General features: G+C 69.8%; 17 protein-coding genes. 13 read left to right on the forward strand and 4 right to left on the reverse strand.

The annotated features are described in order from the left end of the window. Both PMI14_RS17470 and PMI14_RS17475 read left to right on the forward strand, forming a co-directional pair. Positions 1-934: N-acetylmuramoyl-L-alanine amidase (locus tag PMI14_RS17470; protein WP_007856561.1), on the forward strand; the 934-nt coding region annotated here is incomplete at its 5' end. Between the two features lie 105 nt (positions 935-1,039). After that, positions 1,040-1,372: a cupin domain-containing protein gene (locus tag PMI14_RS17475; RefSeq protein ID WP_007856562.1), complete on the forward strand. Its 333-nt coding sequence runs from the start codon at positions 1,040-1,042 to the stop codon at positions 1,370-1,372. Between the two features lie 2 nt (positions 1,373-1,374). Here the strand turns inward: PMI14_RS17475 and PMI14_RS17480 are convergent, their stop codons facing one another. After that, on the reverse strand, positions 1,375-2,958 hold the full coding sequence (locus tag PMI14_RS17480) for a methyl-accepting chemotaxis protein (protein WP_007856566.1): 1,584 nt from the start codon (positions 2,956-2,958) through the stop codon (positions 1,375-1,377). A gap of 299 nt (positions 2,959-3,257) precedes the next feature. Between PMI14_RS17480 and PMI14_RS17485 the strand changes: the two genes are divergently transcribed. After that, positions 3,258-3,500: a glycine zipper 2TM domain-containing protein gene (locus PMI14_RS17485; protein ID WP_007856567.1), complete on the forward strand. Its 243-nt coding sequence runs from the start codon at positions 3,258-3,260 to the stop codon at positions 3,498-3,500. 256 nt (positions 3,501-3,756) lie between these two features. Here the strand turns inward: PMI14_RS17485 and PMI14_RS17490 are convergent, their stop codons facing one another. Beyond that, positions 3,757-4,407, reverse strand: a complete 651-nt coding sequence (locus PMI14_RS17490; protein ID WP_007856569.1) for a DedA family protein — start codon at positions 4,405-4,407, stop codon at positions 3,757-3,759. Positions 4,408-4,503: 96 nt separating this feature from the next. Here PMI14_RS17490 and mutL point away from each other — a divergent pair, with 96 nt between their 5' ends. Both mutL and PMI14_RS17500 read left to right on the forward strand, forming a co-directional pair. Then, positions 4,504-6,525 (forward strand): DNA mismatch repair endonuclease MutL, encoded by a 2,022-nt coding sequence (gene mutL, locus PMI14_RS17495; RefSeq protein WP_007856571.1) that lies wholly within the window; start codon positions 4,504-4,506, stop codon positions 6,523-6,525. A gap of 81 nt (positions 6,526-6,606) precedes the next feature. Continuing rightward, entirely contained in the window at positions 6,607-7,296 is a 690-nt protein-coding gene (locus tag PMI14_RS17500) for a hypothetical protein (RefSeq protein WP_007856572.1), read from the forward strand. 196 nt (positions 7,297-7,492) lie between these two features. Here PMI14_RS17500 and PMI14_RS17505 read toward each other — a convergent pair whose 3' ends face one another. After that, the gene (locus tag PMI14_RS17505; protein ID WP_007856573.1) at positions 7,493-8,662 is read right to left on the reverse strand and encodes a glycerophosphodiester phosphodiesterase; all 1,170 of its coding nucleotides are present in this window, start codon (positions 8,660-8,662) and stop codon (positions 7,493-7,495) included. A gap of 256 nt (positions 8,663-8,918) precedes the next feature. Between PMI14_RS17505 and gdhA the strand changes: the two genes are divergently transcribed. Both gdhA and PMI14_RS17515 read left to right on the forward strand, forming a co-directional pair. Then, the gene (gene gdhA / locus PMI14_RS17510) at positions 8,919-10,262 is read left to right on the forward strand and encodes an NADP-specific glutamate dehydrogenase (protein WP_035204318.1); all 1,344 of its coding nucleotides are present in this window, start codon (positions 8,919-8,921) and stop codon (positions 10,260-10,262) included. A 139-nt stretch (positions 10,263-10,401) separates the two neighbouring features. Next, positions 10,402-11,313 (forward strand): alpha/beta hydrolase, encoded by a 912-nt coding sequence (locus PMI14_RS17515; protein WP_007856575.1) that lies wholly within the window; start codon positions 10,402-10,404, stop codon positions 11,311-11,313. On the opposite strand, the gene PMI14_RS17520 is transcribed toward PMI14_RS17515, so the two are convergent. Continuing rightward, positions 11,273-12,631, reverse strand: coding sequence for a serine hydrolase (locus PMI14_RS17520; protein WP_007856576.1), 1,359 nt, complete (start codon positions 12,629-12,631; stop codon positions 11,273-11,275). The two genes, PMI14_RS17515 and PMI14_RS17520, sit on opposite strands and share 41 nt — an antisense overlap. Before the next feature lie 157 nt (positions 12,632-12,788). On the opposite strand from PMI14_RS17520, the gene PMI14_RS17525 reads away from it, so the two are divergent. The 6 genes from PMI14_RS17525 to PMI14_RS17550 are packed head-to-tail and all read left to right on the forward strand — an operon-like array spanning position 12,789 to position 20,518. Beyond that, positions 12,789-14,030 (forward strand): multidrug effflux MFS transporter, encoded by a 1,242-nt coding sequence (locus PMI14_RS17525; protein WP_007856577.1) that lies wholly within the window; start codon positions 12,789-12,791, stop codon positions 14,028-14,030. Then, a complete protein-coding gene (gene miaA, locus PMI14_RS17530) occupies positions 14,017-14,988 on the forward strand; it encodes a tRNA (adenosine(37)-N6)-dimethylallyltransferase MiaA (protein ID WP_007856578.1) in 972 nt (323 codons plus the stop codon). Before PMI14_RS17525 ends, miaA begins: the two co-directional genes overlap by 14 nt. Further along, positions 14,988-15,644: an ABC transporter ATP-binding protein gene (locus PMI14_RS17535; RefSeq protein ID WP_035204320.1), complete on the forward strand. Its 657-nt coding sequence runs from the start codon at positions 14,988-14,990 to the stop codon at positions 15,642-15,644. Before miaA ends, PMI14_RS17535 begins: the two co-directional genes overlap by 1 nt. A 20-nt stretch (positions 15,645-15,664) precedes the next feature. Beyond that, the gene (locus PMI14_RS17540; RefSeq protein ID WP_007856580.1) at positions 15,665-18,259 is read left to right on the forward strand and encodes an FtsX-like permease family protein; all 2,595 of its coding nucleotides are present in this window, start codon (positions 15,665-15,667) and stop codon (positions 18,257-18,259) included. 41 nt (positions 18,260-18,300) lie between these two features. Further along, positions 18,301-19,383, forward strand: a complete 1,083-nt coding sequence (locus tag PMI14_RS17545) for a PLP-dependent cysteine synthase family protein (RefSeq protein ID WP_007856582.1) — start codon at positions 18,301-18,303, stop codon at positions 19,381-19,383. A 10-nt stretch (positions 19,384-19,393) separates the two neighbouring features. Continuing rightward, a complete protein-coding gene (locus tag PMI14_RS17550) occupies positions 19,394-20,518 on the forward strand; it encodes a lipocalin-like domain-containing protein (protein ID WP_007856584.1) in 1,125 nt (374 codons plus the stop codon). The last annotated feature ends 65 nt before the right edge of the window (positions 20,519-20,583 follow it).

Raw genomic sequence — 20,583 nt, forward strand, 5'->3', positions numbered from 1 at the left:
GCCTGCCGCAGCCCCGGCACCGGTCGCCCGCCCGCCTGCAGCCGCGCCGGCCCCGCCATCGGCCGAGAGCGACCCCCTGGGCGATCTGATCGCCCAGCGCGCCAACCGCCCCGGCCCGGCACCGGCCGCCCCCGCGGACCCGGCCCCACCCCCCACCGTGGCCGTGGCCCCGCCCGCGAAAGGCGGCAACCGCGCCACGCCCACGCAGACCGACCGCATCATCATCGTCGCACTCGACCCTGGCCACGGTGGCGAGGACCCCGGTGCCATCGGCCCCGGCGGCACGCGCGAGAAGGATGTGGTGCTGCGCGTGGCCCACCTGCTGCGCGACCGCATCAACGCCACCACGGTGGGCGGCAACCCCATGCGCGCCTTTCTCACGCGCGATGGCGACTTCTTCGTGCCCCTGGGCACGCGTGTGGAAAAGGCCCGCCGCGTGCAGGCCGACCTGTTCGTGAGCATCCACGCCGATGCCTTCACCACGCCGGCAGCGCGCGGCGCCAGCGTGTTCGCGCTGAGCCAGAGCGGCGCATCGAGCACGGCCGCGCGCTGGCTGGCCAACAAGGAGAACCAGGCCGACCTGGTGGGCGGCCTGAACGTGCAGAGCCAGGACCGCCATGTGCAGCGCATGCTGCTGGACATGAGCACCACGGCGCAGATCAACGACAGCCTGAAGCTCGGCAGCGTGCTGCTGGGCGAGATCGGCAACATGGCCAAGCTGCACAAGCCGCGCGTGGAGCAGGCGGGCTTCGCCGTGCTCAAGGCCCCCGACATCCCCAGCGTGCTGGTGGAAACGGCCTTCATCAGCAACCCCGAGGAAGAGGCCAAGCTGCGCAGCAGCGCCTACCAGGTGCAGCTGGCCGACGCGCTGATGCGCGGCATCACGCGCTACTTCGCCAAGAACCCGCCGCTGGCACGCAGCCGCTCGGTGTAGCGGCGTAGGCCGGCACGCCCTTCACGGGGGTGTGGCTTGCTTCATTCGGCCTTCACGGGCACAGTGGGACCCAACGATCCACGACCCCGGTGAAGGAGAAGAACCATGGCACTGCCCCACGCACAATCCGGAGAAGTGGCCAGCGTGCGCCCCCTGGGCGCGCAACTGGCCGGCGCCACTACCTCGGCCATCCTCAAGGCCGGCCAGCTGGAGGTGATGCGCGTGGTGCTGCCCGCAGGCAAGGCCATGCGCGAGCACCAGACCCAGGGCGAGGCCACCGTGCAGTGCCTGGAAGGCGCGGTGGAGTTCCATGCCGGCGAGTCGGTGCAGCTCATGCAGCCCGGTGACTTCGTGCACCTGGCGCCGCGCTCGCCGCATGCGCTCAAGGCCGTCAAGGATTCGTCGGTGCTGCTGACGATCTGCCTGGTGCCTGGCTGAACTCAGGCCAAACGGAAAACGCTGACGATTTCGGCCAGGCGCGCGGCCTGGTGCTTGAGGCTGTCGGCCGCGGCGGCGCTCTGCTCCACCAGCGCGGCGTTCTGCTGCGTGACCTGGTCGAGCTGGGTCACGGCCTCGCCGACCTGGCCGATGCCGATGGTCTGCTCGCCCGTGGCGCTGGAGATCTCGGCGATCAGGTCGCTCACGCGCTGCACCTGGGCCACGATGTCTTCCATGCTGCTGCCGGCATCGGCCACCAGCCGGGTACCGTTGTCCACGCGCTCGGCGCTGGCGCCGATCAGCGACTTGATCTCCTTGGCGGCTTCGGCGCTGCGCCCGGCCAGGCTGCGCACCTCGCTGGCCACCACGGCAAAGCCCCGGCCCTGTTCGCCCGCGCGGGCCGCTTCCACCGCAGCGTTCAAGGCCAGGATGTTGGTCTGGAAGGCGATGCCGTCGATCACGCTGATGATGTCGGTGATCTTTTTCGACGACACCGAGATGTCCTGCATGGTGGCCACGACCTGGCCCACCACCTCGCCGCCCTTGACCGCCGCCTGCGATGCGGTGCCGGCCAGCGTGGCCGCCTTGCGCGCGGTGTCGGCATTGTTCTTCACGGTGCTGGTGATCTCTTCCATCGAGGCCGCCGTTTCCTCCAGGTTGCTGGCCTGCTCTTCGGTGCGCTGGCTCAGGTCGGCGTTGCCCATGGCGATCTCGCTGGAGCCGGTGGCAATGGAGTCGCTGCTCTGGCGCACGGCGCCCACGATGCGCACCAGCGAGGTCTGCATGTGCTGCATGGCCTGCATCATCTCGGCCACCTCGCCGCGCCCCTGCACGGCGATGGGCTGCGACAGGTCGCCCTCGCCGATGTTGCGCGCCACCACGGCCACGCCGTGGAGCGAGGCACGGATGCGCTGCACCACCACCCAGGACAGCAGCATCAGCAGCGCCAGGCCCACCACGCCGGCCACCAGCACCGTGGTGCGGTAGGAGCGGATCAGGCCCGACGCCTCGGCGGCCTGGTCGGCCGAGCGCTGGACCTGGTAGGCCACCATCTTGTCGGCCACCGCGTTGTACTGGTTGACCACGGGGACGAAGGTGGACATGGCAAACGACTTGGCGGCCGCCATGTCGCCCGCCTTCTTGAGGGCCAGGGCCTTGTCGCGGGTTTCCAGGTAGGGCTTGCGCACCGTGGCCAGCTCTTCCTGGATGCGCAGCCCTTCGGGGCTGGTCTCGAGCTCGGTGTAGCGCTTTTGCACCTGCGAGGTGTCGGCCGTGGTCGCCGCGATCAGGTCCTTGAAGAAGTTCTGCAGGTCGTCGCCGTCGGACTGCACGACCGAGAACACGCGCGTGGAATTGACCGCGATGTTGCTGCGCCAGCGCAGCGCCAGCTGCAGGCGTTCCACCTGCTCGCTGGCCAGGTGGTCCACCGTGGCACCCAGGTGCTGCACGCGCACCAGGCTGAGCGCCAGCACGACGACGAGCACGGCTGCCGCCAGGGCCACGACCAAGCTGATCTGCTGGGCCACGGTGAGCTGGCCTCCCCCGTTGCCGTTGCTGCGGGGTGATGGAAGTGCGGGGTTGCCCATGGTGGTTGTCTCCTTGCTTGTTATGGCCGCATCGCGGCAGCAGCGCTGCAGGTGCTCGAATGAACGCAGCATAACGCTCCTGTGGCACCGCCTGGCCCTCGAAACGCGCCCGGCGTTCCCCTTGCGCAACGATTTACGGGGGACATGCCGCCCGGACAGGGTCCTACAGCCGCTGCCCCCGGGTACCTACACCGCAAAAACACCTGGCGCATGACAGTAGAGGCACAGGTCGAACACCGAACGCCCACGGGCTTTGGGACTTCCAGGCCTGACTCCACCCACTGCAAAGGAATCCTGCCATGACCACCACCCTTCGAACCCTTCTCGTCGCCGCATCCGCCACCGCCGCCCTGGCCATGGGCGGTTGCGCCTCCAACCCCACCAATGCACAGGTCGGTACCGGTGTCGGCGCCGTGGTCGGCGGTGCCGCCGGCAATGCCATCTTCGGCGGCCCCGTGGGCACCATCGGCGGCGCAGCCGCCGGTGCCCTGGTGGGCCACGAAATCGGCGAAGACCGCGACCAGCGCCGCTATCGCCGTTAAGCCGCCGTCCTCGCCGCCCCACCGCGGCCATGAAAAAAGCGCCGCCATCTCACAATGGCCGGCGCTTTTTCGTTGGGGCGACCGTTATCAGTGGTTCATTGCGCTACGCGCCAACCGCGGGCATGAAACTGGCGCGGCCCAAGCCAGTGCCCCCGCGCAAGGGCCGCCCCGCCGCGCTGGGGGCGTCCCCCTCCCGACTCGCGCAGCGAGTCGGGAGGGGGGTGAAGGCGCGAAGCGACTCAGGGGGTGTTTTACTTCAGGCCAGGGCCTTGGCCTTGCGCCCGGCCCGCCAGGCGCCAAAGATGGCGATCAGCCCGGGGATGAAAATCATGGCCCAGATGATCTTGTCCAGGTTTTCCTTGACCCAGGCGAAGTTGCCGAAGAAATAACCCGCCGTGGCAATGCCCAGCACCCACAGCAGGGCACCGCCCACATTGAACGCGGTGAACTTGCTGCGCGACATTTCGGCCACGCCGGCCACGAAGGGCGCAAAGGTGCGGATGAAGGGCATGAAGCGCGCGATCACGATGGTGACGCCGCCATAGCGCTCGTAGAACTCATGGGCCTGGTTGAAGGCGCGGCGGTTGAACCAGCGCGAGTCCTCCCACTGGAAGACCTTGGGCCCGAAGTAGCGCCCGATCGAGTAGTTGCACTGGTCCCCGAGGATGGCCGCCACGATCAGCACCACGCAGGCCAGCGGGAAGTTCATGAGCCCCGCGCCGCACAGCGCGCCCACGATGAACAGCAGCGAATCGCCGGGCAGGAAGGGCATGACCACCACGCCCGTCTCCACGAAAACGATGATGAACAGCAGCGCATAGACCCAGGGCCCGTAGTTCTGCACGAACATCTCGAGGTATTTGTCCACGTGCAGGATGAAGTCGATCAGGAAGGTGATGAGTTCCATGGGGTCCGGGTCTGGTGAAGGCAGCGCGCATTATCCCCACCGGCCTCCTGCCCCTGCCGGCAAGTCCCCACGGCAACCCGACCTAAAATCCCTCGGGTGACCTCCACCGCCCTCCCCTCCTCTGCTGCCGACATCCCCACTGCACGCCGTCCCATCCGCGACCTGCCCGACGAGCTGATCAGCCAGATCGCGGCCGGCGAGGTGGTCGAGCGCCCCGCCTCCGTGGTGCGCGAACTGGTGGACAACGCCCTGGACGCGGGGGCCACCCAGATCATCGTGCGCCTGTCGGCTGGCGGCGTGCGCCTGATCACGGTGGAGGACGATGGCGGCGGCATCCCGCAGGACGAGCTGCCGGTGGCCCTGCGCCGCCATGCCACGAGCAAGATCACCAACCTCACCGACCTGGAGACCGTGGCCACCATGGGCTTTCGCGGCGAGGCCCTGGCCGCCGTGGCCTCGGTGTCCGAGATGTCGCTGCTGTCGCGCCCGGCCAGCCAGGCCACGGCCTTTCTGCTGGATGCGCGCAGCGGCGAGCTGCGCCCCGCCGCGCGCGCCACGGGCACCACGGTGGAGGTCAAGGAGCTGTTCTTTTCCACCCCGGCCCGGCGCAAGTTCCTGAAGACCGATTCCACGGAGCTCGCGCACTGCATCGAGTCCGTGCGCCGCCATGCGCTGGCACGGCCCGACGTGGGCTTTGCCATCTGGCACGAGGGCAAGCTGGTCGAGCAGTGGCGGGCCACCTTCGTACCGGGCCAGGGCGATGCGCAGGATGCGCTGGCCCGGCGCCTGTCCGACGTGCTGGACGAAGACTTCGTGACCCAGTCGGTGGCCGTGCAGCACCGCTCGGGTGCCGTCACCGTGACCGGGCGCGCCGGCCTGCCCGATGCGGCACGCTCGCGCGCCGACCACCAGTACTGCTATGTGAACGGCCGTTTCGTGCGCGACAAGGTGCTCACGCATGCCGCGCGCAGCGCCTATGAAGACGTGCTGCACGGCCACAAGCAGCCGGTGTATGCGCTGTACGTCGAGATCGACCCGGCCCGCGTGGACGTGAACGTGCACCCGACCAAGATCGAGGTGCGCTTTCGCGACAGCCGCGAGGTGCACCAGGCCGTGCGCCATGCCGTGGAGAATGCCCTCGCCGCCCCGCGCGCTGCCGCACTGGCTGCTGCAGCCCTGGCCGCCGATACGGCACTCGCAGCCACCGAACAGGCCCCCTTCACCCTGGCCAAGACACCGCTGCCCGACTGGCGCGCCCAGTCCGCCATGCGCTTCGACGAGCCGGTGGTGGGCCACCGCGTGACGGACCTGCAGGCACTGTGGGGCACGCCGTCCGCCACCACTACCCCGGCCCCGGGCACCGGCTTCGCCGGCAATGCGGCCGCGCAGGCCGATGCCGCGGTCACCGAGCGCCCGGCATTCCCTGCTGGCAGCAGCCTTGCCGCAACGGCCCCCCCCGCGATGCCATGGCCCCAGCAGCGCGCGGCGGGCGATGCGCCCCTGCCCGTGGGCCGCGATGGCCAGGAGTCCGCCTGGCCCCTGGGCCGGGCCGTGGCGCAGTTGCACGGCGTGTACATCCTGGCTGAGAACGCCCAGGGCATGGTCATCGTGGACATGCACGCCGCGCACGAGCGCATCGTCTACGAGCGCCTGAAATCCCAGGTGGACAGCGGGGCGCGCATCGCCAGCCAGCCGCTGCTGATCCCTGCCACCTTTGCGGCCACGCCCGAAGAGGTGGCCACGGCCGAGGCCTCGGTCGACGTGCTGGCCATGCTGGGCCTGGAGGTCGTGCCCTTCTCGCCCAAGACCCTGGCCGTGCGCGCCGTGCCCACCACGCTGGCCCAGGGCGACCCCGTGGAACTGGCGCGCAGCGTGCTGGCCGAGCTGGCAGCGCACGACGCCACCACCGTGGTGCAGCGCGCACGCAACGAGATCCTGGGCACCATGGCATGCCATGGCGCGGTGCGCGCCAACCGCCGGCTCACCCTCGACGAGATGAACGCCCTGCTGCGCCAGATGGAGACCACCGACCGATCCGACCAGTGCAACCACGGCCGCCCCACCTGGCGCCAGCTGACCATGCGCGAGCTGGACGCGCTGTTCCTGCGCGGGCGTTAGTGTTCGTTAGTTAGTGACTGCACAGACAGAGATAGCCAACGGAGCAGCCCGCACCGGCGTGCTCCGCAGCCAAGCACCACCATGCACAGCCACCCACGACGACCGGGCCCGGCCCGAACCCTCCCCCGGCAAGCCCGCTGGTGGAGCACCGCTGCCGCCGCCCTGGCCATCGCACTGCCGGCAGAGGCAGGCCGCCCGCTGAGCGTGGACGATGCCGGGGTGGCCGAGCCCACCGGGGGCCAGCTGGAAACCTGGTGGGAAGGTGCCCGGGGCGCCAAGGGCACCGCCTACCTGGCCCCAGCCTATTCCCCCTGGCAGGGGGTCGAACTGGGCGGCGTGCTGGCCCGCGACCTGGGCGGCCACGCCACCCTGCAGGGCCTGCAGGCCAAATGGCTGTGGAGCCCGTCGCAGGAGCAGGGCTGCAACGCCGCCAGCAGCATCGGCGCAGTGCGCACCCGCCACGCCCCCGGCCGCACCACCCTGGGGCTGAACCTCATCGGCACCTGCGCCACCCCCTGGGGTGCCCTGCACGCCAATCTGGGCGCACTGCGCATGCCCGAGCGGCACTGGGCCCCCGCCTGGGGTTTTGCCGTGGAACGCGCACTCGGCCCCGTCACCGTGCACGCCGAGGCCTTCGGCCAGCGCGGCAGCGCGCCCACCTTCCAGACCGGGGCCCGGTGGGAATGGGCGCCCCAGTGGCAGCTCGACGGCAGCATCGGCCGACAGCAGGGTCATACCCTGCTGAGCGCGGGTATCCGGCGCGGCTTCTGAGACCAACCCTGCCGCAATGGGACGGCATTCGAGATCGTAAAAAAGAAATCGGCCCCGAAGGGGCCGACAAAGTGATCGCAAGGGGCAAAACCGGAAAAACCGGCGCTGCCGAAGGCCAGCGCTCCCGCGCAAGGGCCTCCCCGCCGCGCTGGGAGCGTCCCCCCTTGGGGGGATGGCGCGCAGCGCCTCAGGGGGCTCAATTGTCGCGAGCGGCCTTGGCCTGGTCGGGGAAGTCGCTGAACAGGCCATCCACACCCAGGTTGAAGAACAGCTTGTACTCGGCCTTGGGGTCGCCCTTGAAGTCCGAGGCCAGCTGCTTGGGTTCGCTGCGGAAGGTGTAGGGGTGCACGAACAGGCCTTCGGCGTGGGCGTTCTTCACCACGTCGGTCGGGGGCAGCATCACGCGATCGCGGTTGTCGATGATGCCGTCGCCGTTCAGGTCGTCGGGCTTGCCGTCGTTGTTGGCGTCCACCTGCTTCGATGGGATCAGGTACGGCTTCCAGGGGCCAATGCCATCGGCGTAGGTCTTGACTTCCTTCAGGCCGGCCGGGGTCAGCAGGCTGGCGAAGGTGCGGGCATCGCCGGCCACGGCAAAGTCGTAGGGCTTGTCGTAGGGGGCGACCAGCGACATGCTGCCATCGGCCTTCACGTCATCGGCGTCCACCAGCTGCACCAGGCGCACCTGGGTCTTGCTGCGCAGGTACTTGAGGTTGGCGACCTCGAAGGACTGGATGATGACGGGCGAGTTCTTGGCCGTGTAGCCGTTCTTGGCCAGGATGGCCAGCAGGCGGTCTTCGAGCGCCAGGTTCAGGCCCACGTGGAAGGTCGGGTGCTTGGTCTCGGTGTACACGCCCACGGTGCGGTTGGCCTTGGCACCTTCGGTCTTGGCCAGCTCGATGATTTCCTCGTAGGTGGGGATCAGGAACTTGCCGTTGTTGGACTGGTCGCGGTCGGCCATGGGCTGCACGGCGCGCAGGGTCTTGATCTCGGCCAGGGTGAAGTCGCTCGCGAACCAGCCTTGCTCCTTGACGCCGTCGACGGTCTTCTCGGTCTTGCGGCTGGCGAACTCGGGGCGCTGCGACACGTCGGTGGTGGCCGTGATGTTGGGCTCATGGCGCGCGATCAGCACGCCGTCCTTGGTGGCCACGAGATCGGGCTCGATGAAGTCGGCACCCAGTTCGATGGCGCGGCGGTAGCTCTCCAGCGTGTGCTCGGGCAGGTAGCCGCTGGCACCGCGGTGGCCCACGACCAGGGGGGTGGCGCCATTGAGCGTGGGGTACTTGGAATCGTTGTCGCCACCGCAGGCCGTGAGGGCCAGGGCTGCGATCAGCGCCAGGGGAGCGGTCTTCAAACCGTTGTTGTGCATCGTCTTCTCCTCATTCATGGATTGGAATCGCCGAACTGTGGGGTCGGCGTGTGACATCTGCATGACGCACTGCATTACGGGGGGTGGCACCTGCAACACACAACACCATTGCCTCAAATTGGTGCAATCAAAGCGTCATAATCCCCAAAACAGTGCATCCAAATGCATGATGTCATGTTTTTTTGACATGACCAAGCTGTCCGGGCCTTTGCCGGGCTTCTCCCACCCTCTCTTTCTAGAAAGACATCTCTCTGACATGAAGCACGAGTCCGCAGGCAGTTTCCTGGCGCAGGTGGCGCAGCGCAACCCCCACCAACCCGAGTTCTTGCAAGCCGTTACAGAAGTCACGGAAAGTCTCTGGCCTTTCATCACCCAGCACCCACGCTACGCTGAACACGGCCTGCTGGAGCGCCTGGTGGAGCCCGAGCGCGTGGTGATGTTCCGCGTCTCCTGGGTGGACGACCACGGCACGGTGCAGGTCAACCGCGGCTACCGCATCCAGCACAGCATGGCCATCGGCCCGTACAAGGGCGGCCTGCGCTTTCACCCCTCGGTGAACCTGTCGGTGCTCAAGTTCCTGGCGTTCGAGCAGACCTTCAAGAACGCCCTGACCACCCTGCCTATGGGCGGCGGCAAGGGCGGATCCGACTTCGATCCCAAGGGCAAGAGCCCCGGGGAGGTGATGCGTTTTTGCCAGGCCTTCGTGTCCGAGCTGTTCCGCCATGTGGGCGCGGACACGGACGTGCCGGCCGGCGACATCGGCGTGGGCGGGCGTGAGGTGGGCTTCATGGCCGGCATGATGAAAAAGCTCAGCAACCGGGCCGACTGCGTGTTCACGGGCAAGGGCCTGTCGTTCGGCGGCTCGCTGGTCCGGCCCGAGGCCACGGGCTACGGCACGGTCTACTTCGCGGCCGAGATGCTCAAGCAGAAGGGCCGCAGCTTCGACGGCCTGCGCGTCTCGGTGTCCGGCTCGGGCAACGTGGCGCAGTACGCGGTGGAAAAGGCGCTGGAGCTCGGTGCCAAGGTGGTCACGGTGTCCGATTCCAGCGGCACCATCATCGACGAGGAGGGCTTCACCACGGAAAAGCTGGCCATCCTGATGGACGTGAAGAACCACCACTATGGCCGTGTGGCCGACTACGCGGCCCGCACGGGTGCGAAGTTCGAGGCCGGCGTGCGCCCCTGGCATGTGCCGGTGGACGTGGCCCTGCCCTGCGCCACCCAGAACGAGCTGGACGCAGACGACGCGGCCGTGCTGATCCGCAACGGCGTGGTCTGCGTGGCCGAAGGTGCCAACATGCCCTCGACCATCGAGGCCGCCAAGGCCTTTGAGGCGGCGGGCGTACTGTACGCCCCTGGCAAGGCCAGCAACGCGGGCGGCGTGGCCACCTCGGGCCTGGAGATGAGCCAGAACGCGGCCCGCCTGTCCTGGCCCCGCGAGGAAGTGGACGCCCGCCTGCTGCAGATCATGCAGGGCATCCATGCCGCCTGCCTGCGCTACGGCAAGCGTGCCGATGGCAGCGTGAGCTATGTGGACGGCGCCAACGTGGCGGGCTTCGTGAAGGTCGCCGACGCCATGCTGGCACAGGGCGTGGTGTAAACCGCAACAGCGTCCAAAATCCCGTCAAAAGCGGTAAATAGGTAACAAAAGGGAGGCTTGGCCTCCCTTTTGCGTAACAGGCACGATGCATGCAATGGAAAACAGAACTTTCTGGTCCGCACACGAGTCAGTCCCACCCATGAAACGCACCGCCCTCCTGCTCTCCCTGGTGCTGGCCCTGGCGGTCAGCGCAGGTTGTTCCACCCTGGATGCCAAGCAGCGCGAATGGATCTTCCAGCCCAGCAACCGCAGCTGGGGCGGCACGGGGGTGACCGAGGGCATGCAGGACGTGTGGATCGACTTCGCATCGCGCGCCACGGACAAGGCCGAGCGCCTGCACGGGCTGTGGATGCCGGCGGAGCGGGCCGACGCCCCGGTGCTGCTGTACCTGCACGGTGCGCGCTGGAACGTGGCGGGCTCGTCGCCCCGCATCCGGCGCATGCACGCGCTCGGGTTTTCGGTGCTGGCCATCGACTACCGAGGCTTCGGCCAGAGCAGCGCCGGGCTGCCTTCGGAGGCCATGGCCGCCGAGGACGCGCGCGCCGCCTGGGACTGGCTCGCCGAGCGCCACCCCCAGGCGCCGCGCTACCTCTTCGGCCACTCGCTGGGCGGCGCCATCGCCATCGACCTGGCGCGCGAGGTCAAGGACGAGAAGGGCGTGATGGTGGAAGGCACTTTCACCAGCATCGCCGAGGTGCTCAGCACCTTCAAGTGGGGCTGGCTGCCGGTGTCGGCCCTGATCACCCAGCGCTTCGAATCGGTGCGCAAGGTCTCGGAGATCGGCTCGCCCCTGCTGGTGGTGCATGGCAGCAAGGACAGCCTGATCGCCCCGGCGCTCGGGCGCAAGCTCTACGAGGCGGCCCAGGAGCCCAAGCGCTTCGTGCTGGTGGAGGGTGGCTCGCACCACAACACCAACGACGTAGGCATGGACCTCTACCGCGAGGCCCTGGTCTCGCTGTTCCGGCTCTCGCCCCCCGGCTACGAGGGCGATCCCGCGCCCATCGTGGGCCTCAACGCCGAACGGCCTGCGCCAGCGCCGACCACGCCTTGAGCGTGAGCGCATGCGTGGCGGCCGCACTGGCCACGGGGTGCGAGGAGAGCTTGACGACCACCATCTCGGCCGCCGGGTTCACATGCACCATCTGCCCATGGATGCCTGAAGCCTCGTAGGCACCGTCGGCGTTGTGCAGCACCCACCACTGGTTGCGGTAGCTGTAGCCGGGCCGCGCGGTCTGGATGCCGCGGAACTGGAACTTGCTGCGGTCGCCGCCCTTGGCCGTGTCGTCGATCACGGCCTTGTCGAAGATCTTCTGGCCGTTGAAGGTTCCGCCCTGGCGCAGCATTTCGCCAAAGCGCGCCAGGTCGCGGGCCGTGGCGTTCAGGCCCGCGCCCTGCAGCGGCGTGCCCACGCTGTCCACCATCACGTGGGCATCCTCCTCCATGCCCAGCTTCTGCCAGATGTTCTCGCCCATGAGCTCGGCCCAGTGCCTGCCCGTGGCGCGCGAGACGATCCAGCCCAGCACCTCGGAATGCACGGTGCGGTAGACAAAACCCTCGCCGTGCTCGCCTTCCTTCTTGAGGGTCTTGAGAAAGTCGTAGATGTTGGTCGCGCCCTGGTAGCCCGGCGGGCGCGGTAGCATGCCGGCCGACCAGCTGTAGCCGAAGATCTCGGTCGTGGGATCGGTGTAGACCTCCCGAAAGCGCACGCCCCCGGTCATGTCCATGACCTCGCGCACCTTCATCTCGCCCCAGGCCGAATCGGCCAGTTCGGGCACGTATTTCGTGACCAGTGCCTCGGGATCGATCTTGCCCTCGTGCGCCAGCTGGGCCGCCATCAGCCCGGTGAAGGACTTGGTGACCGAGAACAGCAGGTGCGGCGTCCAGGGCTTCATCTGGTTGTCGTAGCGCTCGTAGACCACCTTGCCCTTGTGCAGCACGACGATGGCATCCGTGTAGGTGCGCGTGAGCCACTGGTCCACGGTGATGGGCTGGCCCTTGTCGTCGTCGAACGAGAACGCACCCAGCGGGCGCGGATCGGCCGGCAGGGCCGATGCCGGGGCCGCGCCGCGGCGGATGTTGCGCGTGGGTTGCAGCTCGCGCAGGTGCTGCAGGGCCCAGCGCATCTGCGGGTACTTGTAGGAGTTGCTCAGGTCCACCCGTTGCGCGCCTTCGGGCGGGAAAGTGCCCATGTAGCCGAGCTTGTCGAGCGAGACCGATTCGGGCGCGGGCAGGGCCGGCGCCGCGGCGGGTGCCTGCGCGTGGGCGGCCGCCAGGGCCGTGCCCAGCAACAGCCCCAGCGCCGCACGGGCCAGGGTGGTCAGGGGGTTGCGAAATGGGGAAGGGTTCGTGGGGTGATGGCTGCCGCGCATGCGCTTGTCTCCTGTTGTTGTGGTCGGGGTGGCACCGCGCCCGGCGTCCAGTGCCGCGGTCACTGTAGGGCGCGCACTGGCCTGCCAATGTCGTGCAAGCGACGCGAAAGCCCCGTCTGCGGGTTTGTCCCGACCCATCTGGTACGCTCAGACAGATATGTCTGCCCCCTCCGCCATCGCCGGCCATCCGTCCGCGCCCGCTGCCATTTCCCCGGCGCTGGCCATCCTGATCCTGGCCCTGCTGCTGAGCATCCAGCCCGTCACCACCGACCTGTACCTGCCCGCGCTGCCGGCACTCACGCGCAGCCTCGGCTCGTCCGTGTCCGTGGCCCAGCTCACGCTCAGCGGCCTGCTGCTGGCCTTCGGCTCCTCGCAGCTGGTCTGGGGCCCGCTGTCGGACCGCTTCGGCCGCCGGCCCATCCTGCTGGTGGGCCTGTCCATCTACACCGTGGCCTCCATCGGCAGCGTGCTGGCGTCCAACATGTCGCTGCTGATCCTGTGGCGCATCGCCCAGGGGGCGGCCATGGGCTCGGTGGTGATGTGCGCACGTGCCATCGTGCGCGACCTGTACACCCCGCTGGAGGGCGCGCGCGCCATGTCCAAGGCGCTCACCGGCCTGGGCTTCGTGGCCTGCATCTGCGCGCCGCTGGGCGGCCTGCTGGCCGAGTGGCTGGGCTGGCGCGCCTCGCTCTCGGCCCTCACGGTGTATGCCGTGGCCACGCTGGCCCTGGTGGCCCTGCGCCTGCCCGAAACCCTGGTGCACCGCAACCCGCGCGCGCTGCAGCCCGCCACCCTGGTGGCCACCTGGCTGCACGTGCTGCGCACCCCGACCTTCTGGGCCTTCTCGCTGCAGACCACGGCCACCTATGGCGGGCTGTTCACCTTTCTCGCGTCTTCGTCCTTCGTCTTCATCGACGTGCTGGGCCTGTCGCGCACGCAGTACGGCGGTGCCATGGCGTCGGCCTGCGTGGCCTATTTCGCTGGCACCTTCCTGTGCCGCAGGCTGCTGGCCCGCTTCGGCCTCAAGCGCTCGGTGGCCATCGCAGGCGGCCTGAGCCTGGCGGGGGGCACGCTGATGGCGTTGGTCGCCTTCCTGGGCTGGCACCACCCGGTGGCCCTGCTGCTGCCGTTCTCGCTGTTCATGCTGGCCCATGGCATCCACCAGCCCTGCGGGCAAAGTGGTGCCGTGGGGCCGTTCCCGCAGGCCGCCGGCGTGGCCTCGGCGCTCAATGGCTTCATGATGATGCTGGCGGCCTTCGGCATCGGCGCCTGGCTGGGCCTGCGCCTGGATGGCACGGTGTGGCCGCTGGTCAACGGCATCTGGTTCTGGTCGGTGGTGCTGGCCGTGCTCTCGTGGACACTGGTGCAGAAATTCGGAGACCCGGGTGAGCGCGCCTGAGCACCTTCCAGCCGTCGCGCTGGCCGGCCCCACCGCCTCGGGCAAGACCGCAGGCGCCCTGGCGCTGGCGGCCGTGCTGGCACCGCGCATGCCGGTGGAGATCATCAGCGTGGACTCGGCCCTGGTCTACCGCGGCATGGACATCGGCACCGCCAAGCCCACGGCGGACGAGCTGGCCGCCGTGCCGCACCACCTGATCGACATCCGCGATCCGCTGCAGGCCTACAGCGCGGCCGAGTTCGTGCAGGACGCCACCCGGCTCATCGCCGAGGTCCGCGCGCGCGGCGCCCTGCCGCTGCTGGTGGGCGGCACCATGCTGTACTTCAAGGCGCTGTTCGACGGCATCGACGACATGCCCGCCGCCGACCCCGGCGTGCGTGAACGCATCGAAGCCCAGGCCGCCGAGCAGGGCTGGCCCGCGCTGCATGCCGAGCTGGCGCGCGTGGACCCGGTCACCGCGGCGCGGCTGGCGCCGGCCGACAGCCAGCGCATCCAGCGCGCGCTGGAGGTGTGGCATGTCTCGGGCCGGCCGCTGTCGAGCTTCCACCTGGCCAAGGACCGGGCACCCAGCCCCCTGGCGGCCAGCACCGCCCTGTTCAGCCTGGAGCCCGGGGACCGCGCGTGGTTGCATGCGCGCATCGCCCTGCGCTTCGATGCCATGCTCGCGGCCGGTTTTCTGGACGAGGTGAAGGCCTTGCACGCGCGCGGCGACCTGCACCCGGACCTGCCCTCCATGCGCTGCGTGGGCTACCGCCAGGCCTGGGAAAGCCTGTACGGCCACTTCCCCCTGGACAGCCTGCGCGAGCGCGGCATCGCCGCCACGCGCCAGTTGGCCAAGCGCCAGATCACCTGGCTGCGCAGCATGCCCGCGCGCCATGCCATCGCCTGCGACCAGCCCGATGCCACGGCGGCGCTGGTGCAGGCCGTGCTGGCGCGGCTGGATACTGCCGCGCCATGATGACGGCCACGCTCACCGTCAGCGGCCTGGGCAAGCACTATGGCGAGGCCACGGTGTTCGCCGGTGTCGACTTTGCCGTGCAGCCCGGCGAGTTCGTGGCCATCGTGGGGGACTCGGGGGTGGGCAAGTCCACCTTGCTCAACTGCCTGGCGGGCCTGGATACCTGGGACACTGGGCGCATCACGCACGGCAGCACCGAGCTGGGCGCGCTCGACGACACGGCGCGCGCGCTGTGGCGGCGTGCGCAGGTGGGCTTCGTGTTCCAGGCCTTCCACGTGCTGCCGCACCTGGACGTGGCGCAGAACGTGGCCCTGCCGCTGATGCTGCTGGGCCAGAACGAACCCGCGCGCGTGCAGCAGATGCTCACGGCCGTGGGCCTGGCGGACCTGGGCGCGCGCCTGCCCCAGCAGCTCAGCGGTGGCCAGCTGCAGCGCGTGGCCATCGCCCGCGCCCTGGTGCACCGCCCCGCCCTGCTGCTGGCCGACGAACCCACGGGCAACCTCGACCCCACCACCGCCGCGCGGGTGATGGACCTGCTGCTCGCGCAGACACGCGAACACGGCGCTTCGCTGGTGCTGGTCACGCACTCGGACGCTGCGGCCGCACGCGCCGACCGGGTGCTGCGGCTGACCAGCGGCGGCATCGGCGCGGGCTGACACCGCAGCCACAACCTGCCATGCTTGCCCTGCTGCGCACCTTCTCCTGGCAGGACCTGCGCCACCACCCCTGGCGCAGCCTGGCGGCCGTGGTCGCCGTGATGCTGGGGGTGGCGCTGGCCTTTGCGGTGCATGTGATCAATGCCTCGGCACTCGACGAGTTCTCGCAGGCGGTGCGCGCCGTCAACGGCCAGCCCGACCTGGAGCTGCGCGCCATGCAGGGCCATCTGGACGAAGCCTGGTACGAGCGCATGGCCACGCACCCGCAGGTGGCACGGGCCAGCCCGGTGCTGGAGCTGTCGGCCGTGGCGGCGCCCGCCGGGGCCTCGGGGGCCCAGGCCGCGCGTGTGCCGCTGCGCGTGCTGGGGGCCGATGCCCTGCTGTTGCCCGGCATGGCCCCGGCCCTCATGCCGCGCCCCTGGGCCCGGGCGGACCGCCTTGCACTGTTTGCGCCGGACACTGTGTTCCTCAACCCCTCGGCGCTGCAGGCGCTGGGCCTGTCCACCGCACCGTCCGGCGCGGCCGGCCCCCCCCTGCCGCAGATCACGCTGCACACCGGCCAGCAGCGCCTGGCCGTGCGCGTGGCGGGCACCGTGGGCGCGGGCGGTGCGCCGCTGGCGGTGATGGACATCGGTGCCGCGCAGGACCTGTTCGGCCGCGGCGGCCAGTTGAGCCGCATCGATCTGCAGCTGCAGGCCGGTACCGACCGCACGGCCTTCGCGCAGGGGCTGCGCGCCCTGCCCGGCTGGCCGGCCCAGGCCCTGCTGGCCGAGCCCGGCGACGCGGCGCAGCGCATCAGCAACCTGTCGCGCGCCTACCGCGTCAACCTCACGGTGCTGGCGCTGGTGGCGCTGTTCACAGGGGCCTTCCTGGTGTTTTCGGTGCTGGCGCTCAGCGTGGCCCAGCGCGGGCCGCAGTTCGCGTTGCTGGCCGTGCTCGGTGCCACGCCGCGCCAGCGCCTGGCCCTGGTACTGGCCGAATCGGCGGCGCTGGGCGTGCTGGGCAGCGTGGCAGGCATCGCGCTGGGCACGGGCCTGGCTGCGGCGGCACTGCGCCTGCTGGGCGGCGACCTGGGTGGCGGTTACTTCGCGGGCGTGCAGCCGGCGTTGCAGTGGAGCGCGCCGGCCGCAGCCATCTACGGCGCGCTGGGCATTGCCGCCGCATTGGCCGGTGGCTGGTGGCCGGCGCGCGCAGCGCAGAGCCTGCCACCCGCGCAAACCCTCAAGGGCCTGGGCGGCGCCAGCGCCCGGGCCGACCGGGGCAGCGTGGGCCTGGCCCTGGTGCTGGCAGGCGTGGCGCTGTCTTTCGCTCCGCCCTGGGGCGGCATTCCGCTGGCGGCCTACGGCGCCATTGCGCTGCTGCTCGTGGGCGGTATCGCCTTGCTGCCCCGCGGCATGGCGGCGCTGCTGGCGCGGCTGCAGCCGCTGGCCGCGAAGCACGCCCTGCCCCTGCTGGCGCTGGAGCGCGCGCGCCGCATGCGCGGCAGCGCCGCGATTGCCGTGGGCGGTGTGGTGGCCAGCCTGAGCCTGGCCGTGGCACTGACGGTGATGGTCTCGAGCTTTCGCGGCTCGGTCGCACAGTGGCTCGACGGGGTGCTGCCCTCGCCGCTGTATGTGCGCTCGGCCCTGGGCGGGGCGGGCAGCGAAGCGGCCCTGCTGCCCGCCGGCTTTGCCGAGGCCGTGGCACAGCTGCCGGGCATGGCGCGCGTGCAGCCGCTGCGCGCCAGCCCCCTGCAGCTCGACCCCTCGCGCCCTGCGCTCATGCTCATCAGCCGCCCGCTGGGTGCCGACCCGGCACGCCAGCTGCCGCTGGTGGGCACGGCCCTGCCGGTGCCTGCGGGCAGCATGGGCATCTACATCAGCGAGGCCGTGGTGGACCTCTATGGCCTGGCTCCGGGCATGCAGTGGGATGGGCTGTCGCGGGCCTTCAGCACCAAGGTGGATGCACCGCGCTTCTTCATCGCCGGGGTCTGGCGCGACTACGCGCGCCAGTCGGGCGCGGTGGCGCTGGACCGGGCGGACTACCTGCGTCTCACGGGCGATGCGCGCACCAGCGACCTGGCCCTGTGGCCGCGGGAAGGGGCCGACCTGGCGGCCTTGCAGCAAGCCATCCGTGACCTGGCAGCGACCGGTGGCACCGGCACGCTGCCCCTGGAATTCATGTCCGCCAGCGCGATCCGCGAGCGCTCGCTGCACATCTTCGACCGCAGCTTTGCCGTCACCTACTGGCTGCAGGCCGTGGCCATCGGCATCGGCCTGTTCGGCGTGGCCGCGAGCTTCAGCACCCAGGTGCTGGCGCGGCGCAAGGAGTTCGGGCTGCTGGCACACCTGGGCCTCACGCGCCGCCAGATCCTGGCCGTGGTGGCCGCCGAGGGCGCGGCCTGGACCGGGGTGGGCGCGGTCGCGGGCCTGCTGCTGGGCCTGGCCGTGTCGGTGGTGCTGGTGCAAGTGGTGAACCCGCAGAGCTTTCACTGGACCATGGACCTGCGCATCCCGCCCTGGCGGCTGGCGGCGCTGTGCGCGGCCGTAGTGGTCTCGGGCACGGTGACGGCCTGGCTCGCCGGGCGGGCCGCTGCCGGGCGCGATGCGGTGATGGCCGTGAAGGAAGACTGGTAAGCCCGGTGGGGCGGCCGCAGGCACTGCGAGACAATCCCTTCATGACCGCTGCCACCAAGACCCTGCCGCCCGTGCATGCCAGCGCCTGGCTGCACAACGCCATCGCCCGCATCGAAGCCGACTACCAGCGCAGTGCCGACACGCACCTGATCCCGCTGCGCCTGCCCGCGTATGGCGCGCACGGCATCGACCTGTACCTCAAGGACGAGTCCACCCATCCGACGGGCAGCCTCAAGCACCGGCTGGCGCGCTCGCTGTTCCTGTATGCGCTGTGCAATGGCTGGATCAGCGAGGGCTCGACCGTGGTCGAATCGTCGAGCGGCTCCACCGCCGTGAGCGAGGCCTATTTCGCACGCCTGCTGGGCCTGCCCTTCGTGGCCGTGATGCCACGCAGCACCTCGCCCGAGAAGATCGCGCAGATCGAGTTCCACGGCGGGCGCTGCCACCTCGTGGACAGCGCAGGCCAGGTGTACGAAGAGGCCCGCGCCATCGCCGAGCAGACGGGCGGCCACTACATGGACCAGTTCACGTATGCCGAGCGCGCCACCGACTGGCGCGGCAACAACAATATCGCCGAGAGCATGTTCATCCAGATGGCGCGCGAGCCCCACCCCGTGCCACGCTGGATCGTGGTGGGGGCGGGCACGGGCGGCACCAGTGCCACCATCGGCCGCTACCTGCGCTACCAGCAGCACACCACCGAGGTCTGCGTGGCCGACCCCGCGGGCTCGGTGTTCAGCGCCTACCACCGCACGGGCGATGCCACGCTGACCGCACCCGGCTCGCGCATCGAGGGCATCGGCCGCCCGCGCGTGGAGCCGAGCTTCATCCGCACCCTGGTGGACCGCATGCAGGAAGTGGCCGACGTGGAGTCGGTGGCCGCCATGCAGGCGCTGTCGCAGCTGCTCGGACGCCGCGTGGGGCCTTCCACTGGTACCAACTTCGTGGCCATGCTCACGCTGGCCAGAGAAATGCGCGAGCGCGGGGAGCAGGGCTCCATCCTCTCGCTGCTGTGCGACGCAGGCGAGCGCTACCTGCCCACGTACTTCGACGCCGATTGGGTGGCCCGGAGTTTCGGCGACTGCACCGAGGCACAGCGCAAGGTACAGGCGCTGATGGACTGAGGCAGGCCGCATGCCGCCGTACCCAATGCTCTTTGGCATACCTCCCGCACCCTCGCGCCGCAAGGCACTCGTATTGGGCCTGGCCGGTGCCCTGGGTAGCGCGTGGAGCGGCCGCACCCAGGCACTGCCTGCCCGCACCCTGGCCTTCCCCCGCGACCACGGCAGCCACCCCGAGCAGCGCACCGAGTGGTGGTACATCACCGGTCATGCGCAGACGGGCGGCCGCGAATGGGGCTTCCAGGTCACGTTCTTCCGCTCGCGCGTGGACGCCGCACAAGGCATCCAGTCGGCCTTTGCCGCAAAGCACCTGTTGTTCGCGCATGCCGCCCTCACCGATCTGAAGGGCCAGCGCCTGCACCACGACCAGCGCATCGCCCGCGCAGGCTTCGGCGTGGCCCAGGCGAGTGAATCCGACACAGCCATCCGACTGCAGGACTGGAGCCTGGTGCGCAGCGACCTGCCGGGTGGCGGGGGCGGCCGCTACACCGCGCGCATAGAGGGCGAGCACTTCGGCCTGCAGTTGCAATTCAACGCCACCCAGCCCGTGCTGCTGCAGGGCCGCGAAGGCCTGTCGCGCAAGGGCCCCGAGAGCACCCAGGCCAGCTACTACTACAGCCAGCCGCAGTTGGCCGTGGGCGGCACCATCGTGCTCGATGGCAAGCGCATGGCCATCGACCCGGGCAGTGGCCGCGCCTGGATGGACCACGAGTGGAGCGAGGCGCTGCTGCACCCCGAGGCGCAGGGGTGGGACTGGATCGGGATGAACCTGCTGGATGGCAGTGCGCTCACAGCGTTCCGGTTGCGGCGCGCGGATGGGTCTGCGCTGTGGGCCGGTGGGTCGTTCCGCGCTCCTGGGCAGGCGCCCCGCGTGTTCGATGCGGCCGAGGTGGTGTTCTCGGCTGAGCGGTGGTGGACGAGTCCTGTGAGCGGGGCGCGGTATCCGGTGCAGTGGCGGGTGCAGACGCCTGTGGGGGTGTTCCTGGTGCGCAGTCTGCTGGACAACCAGGAGCTCGATAGCAGTGCGTCTACGGGGGCTATCTACTGGGAGGGGTTGTCGGAGTTGGTGCGGGAGGGGGTGGTGGTGGGGAAGGGGTATCTGGAGATGACGGGGTATGCGAGGCCTTTGAAGTTGTAGTTGGTGGTTGGTGGTTGGTGGTTGGTGGTTGGTGGTTGGTGGTTGGTGGTTGGTGGTTGGTGGTT

The sequence above is a fragment of the Acidovorax sp. CF316 genome (genome assembly GCF_000276605.1).
Taxonomy (GTDB): domain Bacteria; phylum Pseudomonadota; class Gammaproteobacteria; order Burkholderiales; family Burkholderiaceae_C; genus Acidovorax.